The sequence below is a fragment of the Fusibacter sp. genome, from assembly GCF_057447755.1.
Genome location: NZ_JBVBZF010000210.1, coordinates 1 through 6203 on the forward strand (window position 1 = coordinate 1; position 6203 = coordinate 6203).

General features: G+C 37.0%; 5 protein-coding genes and 1 other annotated feature. All 5 genes read right to left on the reverse strand.

Annotation, left to right across the window (positions count from 1 at the left end):
• Positions 1–2327: pyruvate, phosphate dikinase (gene ppdK / locus AC220I_RS16615; protein WP_486724982.1), on the reverse strand; the 2327-nt coding region annotated here is incomplete at its 3' end.
• 82 nt (positions 2328–2409) lie between these two features.
• The gene (locus AC220I_RS16620; protein ID WP_486724983.1) at positions 2410–3228 is read right to left on the reverse strand and encodes a pyruvate, water dikinase regulatory protein; all 819 of its coding nucleotides are present in this window, start codon (positions 3226–3228) and stop codon (positions 2410–2412) included.
• Positions 3229–3337: 109 nt separating this feature from the next.
• The gene (locus AC220I_RS16625; RefSeq protein ID WP_486724986.1) at positions 3338–4729 is read right to left on the reverse strand and encodes a glycine--tRNA ligase; all 1392 of its coding nucleotides are present in this window, start codon (positions 4727–4729) and stop codon (positions 3338–3340) included.
• Between the two features lie 142 nt (positions 4730–4871).
• Positions 4872–5035: a binding site (T-box leader), on the reverse strand.
• A gap of 62 nt (positions 5036–5097) precedes the next feature.
• Positions 5098–5643: a DUF4342 domain-containing protein gene (locus AC220I_RS16630; RefSeq protein ID WP_486724984.1), complete on the reverse strand. Its 546-nt coding sequence runs from the start codon at positions 5641–5643 to the stop codon at positions 5098–5100.
• A 118-nt stretch (positions 5644–5761) separates the two neighbouring features.
• A partial coding sequence (gene recO, locus AC220I_RS16635; RefSeq protein ID WP_486724985.1) for a DNA repair protein RecO occupies positions 5762–6203 on the reverse strand: 442 nt, incomplete at its 5' end.

Consider the following 6203-nt stretch of genomic DNA (forward strand, 5'->3'; position numbering starts at 1 on the left):
AATCCAAGGGTCATCTGTGTCAAGTCATTTGTACCAAATGAGAAGAATTCTGCTTCTTTGGCAATTTCATCAGCAATAAGAGCTGCTCTTGGCACTTCAATCATCGTCCCTACCTTGTAAGCCACTTCAGAATTTAAGGCTTTAAAGGTTGCAGCAGCTGTGTCATTTACAAGCTTTTTAAGGATTGTAAATTCCTTAAGATGTCCCACAAGCGGAATCATGATTTCAGGATGAACATCAATCTTAAGTTCATCTTTGCAGTAAACAGCCGCTTCAATGATGGCTCTCACTTGCATTTCGTAGATCTCAGGATATGTGATTGCCAAACGACAACCCCTATGGCCTAACATCGGATTAAACTCACTTAAGTTTTCAACCTTCGATTTAAGCGTCTCGAAATCAACCTTTAAGTCATCTGCTAAGTTTTTGATTTCTTCATCCTTATGTGGTAAAAATTCATGAAGTGGTGGGTCTAAAAGTCTAATATTTACTGGTCTTGACCCCATTGCTTTGAAAATACCGATGAAGTCCTCTTTTTGATATGGTAAGAGTTTATCAAGTGCTTTAACCCTATCCGCAACATTTGATGCAACAATCATCTCTCTTACGTTTAAGATACGGTCATCGCTAAAGAACATGTGCTCTGTTCTACAAAGACCAATCCCTTCAGCACCGAATTTAACAGCGGTTTCAGAGTCATGAGGATTGTCAGCGTTGGTTCTAACGCCTAATGTTCTAAATTCATCAGCCCATTCTAATACCTTTGCAAAGTCACCCGTTAAACCAACCTCAACGGTTTTGATTTCGCCTGCATAGACCTTACCTGTATTACCGTCAAGAGAAATATAATCGCCTTCTTTGAAAATTTGATCACCAATTCTAAAGACTCGGTTCTCTTCGTCAACCTTTATTTCACCACAACCAGCCACACAGCATTTACCCATACCACGCGCAACAACTGCAGCATGTGAAGTCATCCCACCTCTAGAAGTTAAGATGCCCTCTGCTTTAACCATGCCTTCAATATCTTCAGGCGATGTTTCAGTTCTTACCAATATGGTTTTAATTTTTTGCTCTCTTGCCTTAACCACATCTTCAGAATGGAAGTAAACAATACCACTTGCAGCACCTGGCGAAGCAGGTAACCCTTTAGCGAGTACTGTTGCTGAATCAAGTGCAGAAGGTTCAAATGTCGGGTGTAGCAATTGATCAAGCTGCGCAGGCGCAATTCTCATGAGAGCTTCTTCCTTATCAATTACACCTTCATCTACCATATCTACCGCTACTTTAATCGCAGCATATGCCGTTCTTTTTCCAGTACGTGTTTGGAGCATGAACAAGTTACCACGTTCAACAGTAAACTCTATATCTTGCATATCTCTATAATGTGCTTCCAATTTGCTAGAAACTTCTGTAAATTGGTCATAAACCTCTGGTAACGCATCTTTGAGCTCATCGATCTTCTGTGGTGTTCTAATACCAGCAACAACGTCTTCACCTTGTGCATTGATTAAGAACTCTCCGAAGAGTTTGTTTTCACCAGTAGAAGGATTACGTGTAAAGGCAACGCCTGTTCCTGATGAATTCCCCATATTTCCAAAAACCATAGACTGAATATTAACAGCGGTTCCTAGACTGTGCGGAATTTCATTGTAATTACGATATACAATCGCACGATCGTTGTTCCAAGAGCCAAATACAGCTTCGATCGCCATCATCATCTGCTTTTTAGGTTCTTGTGGGAACTCAAAGCCCTTTTCGGACTTGACGATTTTTTTGTAACCAACAATGATTTCTTCCAAATCTTCAGAAGTCAATTGCGTATCGGATTCATAACCACAGATTTCCTTTTTACCGTCAAGGACTTTATCAAATTTATACTTTGGAATTTCAAGTACAACATCTCCAAACATTTGTATAAATCTTCTGTAACAGTCCATTGCAAAACGACGGTTCTCTGTTAATTTTGCTAGGCCTTCAACGGATAAATCATTAAGACCTAAATTTAAAACCGTGTCCATCATACCTGGCATAGATACTACTGCACCAGATCTTACTGATACCAATAAAGGATCATCTGAATCCCCTAATTTCTTTTGGGTTTTGGCTTCAAGACGCTCCAAATTAGTTTCAATCTGCTCTAAAATCTCAGCAGAGATTTGTTTGCCATCCACATAGTATTGATTACATGCCTCAGTTGTAATCGTAAATCCCTCTGGCACTGGCAGACCAATTTTTTTCATTTCTGCTAGGTTTGCACCTTTACCACCCAGCAATGATTTGAGCTCTTTACAGCCCTCTTCAAATGCATAAACAAATTTTTTCATTTTAAAACCTTCCCTCACAAAGATAAAATTTATAAAAAACCCATAGAAACCTATGGGTCAATTATCAGTCGTTTATGACAATTTACTTCAATTTCATGTTAAGACCAGTTATTTCTAAAATAATGCTAGCAGTCTCCTCAATCGCTTTGTTGGCAACATTTATAATTGGACACCCTAATTGCTTATAAATTTTTTCGGCATAGTCGAGCTCTTGTAAAATACGGTCAAGATTTGCATATTCAACATCTGACGATAAACCAAGTGCCTTTAGACGCTCCATCCGAATTTCATTTAATTTTTCAGGTGAATTTGTTAAGCCAATTAGCTTGTTTTTTGGTACCTGAAAGATCTCCTTCGCCACAGGAATTTCAGGTACAAGCGGTACATTTGCTACTTTTACGTTTTTATGTGACAAGTACATACTGAGTGGCGTTTTAGAAGTTCTAGAGATGCCCAGTAAAACAACATCTGCATATTTTAAACCTCTTAAATCTTTTCCATCATCATATTTTACTGCAAATTCAATCGCTGCAACCCTTTCAAAATAATCATCATCCAGCTTATACATGGTTCCTGGTTTGCCCACAGGTTTATCTGCGAAAAACTCAGAAAACTGCGTAAGTACTGGTGAAAGAATATCATGATATGTCACATTATGCTGTTCACAAGACGATATGAGTTTAATTCTCATTTCATCTAAAACAGTCGTAAACAGAATCACAGATTTATGACGAGCTGCCTCTAAAACGATTTCTTCTACAGCATCTTCATCACGAACATAGTTATACTTCTTGACGATATAATCCTTGTTTAAAAACTGATTCATTGCTGCTTTGGCAACGTGAGTTGCTGTTTCACCAAGTGAATCAGATACGATAAATATATGATATCTATTGTCCATAGGCACCTCCATCTGCTTAATATATATCCACTTCTCAGGATTTTATTGATATTTTTTTATCACCACAACATGATAAGAAAATATATTAAAATACTTTTAAGATGAATGTCTAGAATTTAAGGCCTTTGGCAATATAAGAAACCAAATCTTCAATCTTTACACGCTCTTGTTCCATAGTATCTCTGTGTCTAACAGTGACACATTTATCTTCTAAAGACTCAAAATCGTAAGTGATACAGTAAGGCGTACCAATTTCATCATGTCTTCTATAACGTTTTCCAATACTTCCTGAATCATCAAAGTCAACATTGAAATGCTCTGAAAGTTCGTTAAACACTGCTTCAGCATTTTCATTCAACTTTTTAGACAATGGGAAAATCGCCGCTTTAAAAGGTGCTAAAGCTGGATGGAATTTCATGACGATTCTACTTGTACCATCTTCGAGCTCTTCTTCATTGTAAGCATCCACTAAGAAAGCGAGTGTTACACGGTCAGCACCAAGAGATGGCTCTATACAGTAAGGTACATATTTCTCATTTGTAATTGGATCTTGATAAGATAAATCCACTTTGGCATGGTTCATGTGTGCTTTTAAGTCGAAATCTGTACGATCTGCTATTCCCCAAAGCTCACCCCATCCAAATGGGAATTTATATTCGATGTCCGTTGTTGCATTTGAGTAATGTGACAATTCTTCTGGATCATGATCTCTGAACTTGACATTTTCCTCGTTTAAGCCCAATCTTAGCAACCAGTTCATACAGAACTCTTTCCAATATGCAAACCACTCTAGGTCTTTACCAGGTTCACAGAAGAATTCAAGTTCCATTTGTTCAAATTCTCTTGTTCTAAAGGTGAAGTTACCTGGTGTGATTTCGTTTCTAAACGATTTACCGATTTGTCCGATGCCAAATGGGACTTTCTTTCTTGAAGCTCTTTGAATCGCTTTGAAATTTACAAAAATACCTTGTGCAGTTTCAGGTCTTAAGAAGATTTCAGTAGAGGAATCTTCAACAACACCTTGGAAGGTTTTAAACATAAGGTTGAACTGTCTAATATTTGTAAAGTTAATCGCGCCACAGTTTGAACATTTAATGCCTTCATCTGCAATGTATTTTTCCATTCTCTCGTTGCCCCAAGCATCAATGGCATCTGCATGCTCACCTTTTTCAGCCATATGCGCCTCAATAAGTTGATCTGCCCTATATCTTGTCTTACATGATTTACAATCCATAAGCGGATCATTGAAGCCGCCTACGTGACCAGAAGCAACCCAAACTTCAGGGTTCATAAGAATAGCACTGTCTATACCGACATTAAGTGGGCTGCCTTGAATGAACTTCTTCCACCAGGCCTGCTTGACATTGTTTTTAAGTTCAACACCCAATGGACCGTAATCCCAAGTATTTGCTAGACCACCATATATATCAGACCCTGGGAATATAAAGCCTCTAGACTTCGATAAAGAAACAACCTTTTCCATAGTTACTTGATTCATAATTAACCTCCAATATCTTGTTTTTCTCAACCTAATCATCAGTCTTGATGTTCTGAATCATAAGTTTAAATCAATTGCACCCTATATTAAGAATTTCAGATACTTATTATAAAATTTTTTATAAAAAAAATCTTCCATCCCTATAGAAAGGGACGAAAGATTATTCCGCGGTTCCACCCTAGTTGGCCGTAGCCCACTTAAGTATGCATAGCTCGAAAGTTCCTTTCCCTTGATCATGTAGTTGATTTGCACCATCCATCAACTCTCTAAATACATCATTAAAGTACTTCTCTTCGTCATCGCTGCAATATTTTTATTGATAATAACATATATTAAATATACTGTAAACACTTTTACCGAAAAAATCATTTTTATTTTTCTGTTTCATCTTCAAAAATGTCTTCTTCAAAAACTGGTGATGCTTCGGCTTCAGCATCAGATGAATCAACCTCTGCATCTTCATCCATTTCCTTCTTATCTTTAAAAACAGATTTTAAATCATCAAATTTTTCAGAAGTCATTTCATTGATATTGATTTCTTCCCCATCTTTTTTAACGATCTTGATTTCACAGCCGGTTGCAACTGCTGCAATAATAGCTGCCACTGTTGGAATTGTAAAGATTACTGCACCAATGGCACCTGCCATAATTGGAATGTCAACAACCGTTTTACCATTTTTAACAATGGTAATTTGATTGATAAAGCCTTCGTTTACCCAGCCTTTTAATTTTTCTACGATTTCTTGACCAGACATGTTTCTGCTTTCTGATTTTGATGGACCGTTTTCCTTTTCTTCTAAGTAAACAATTGCCTTTAATAGATCGCCTTCATTTTTTTCAAGTGCTTCTTTTGCTTCCTTGTATGTGACGCCAGTTCTGTTAATAATTTCATCAACCATTTCAAGTGTAATTCTCATTCAAATCACTCCAATCTTATAAAGTTCTGCTTTCATAAACTTATTATACCATTGTCATCAGCTTAATACTCATATATATCTAATTTTTATCTTACTTCTAACCAAATTTTTATCCACCCTATTTCATTAATGTCTCTATAAAGGTTTTAGAGTTAATATGGTGAATGTCCAAGTGATTTAACACATAGGCCTCAAACATGGGCACTAAGTGGTCAATATAGCGCTGATGAAATTTCGTATTGATAATGATTCGAATATCCTTTACAAGTAAATACTGAATAATCTGAACAAACTGTTGATTGAGCTTATAGACCTTGTCACCTTCTCCAATGCAGTGGCGGTGTATCAATCCACCCTGATTTATTGAGAACACATAGTCATCAAGGCCACTGCCACAATTTGTACATTTTTCACTTAAGTTCGGCATATGACCTGAAAGTTTTGTGAGCTTGATTAAATAAGCCAGTTGCAGCAAGCGCAAATCTATATCCTTTTTAGCCAATATATCTGCAATTTCAACGATTAAGGTATAGTGGTCAATATCGATCATATTCTTATGT

What these genes read in the sequence shown, in the direction of transcription:
- AC220I_RS16620 (WP_486724983.1), bottom strand. Translation starts at nt 3,228, where the DNA reads ATGGACAATAGATATCATATATTTATCGTATCTGATTCACTTGGTGAA.
- AC220I_RS16630 (WP_486724984.1), bottom strand. Translation starts at nt 5,643, where the DNA reads ATGAGAATTACACTTGAAATGGTTGATGAAATTATTAACAGAACTGGC.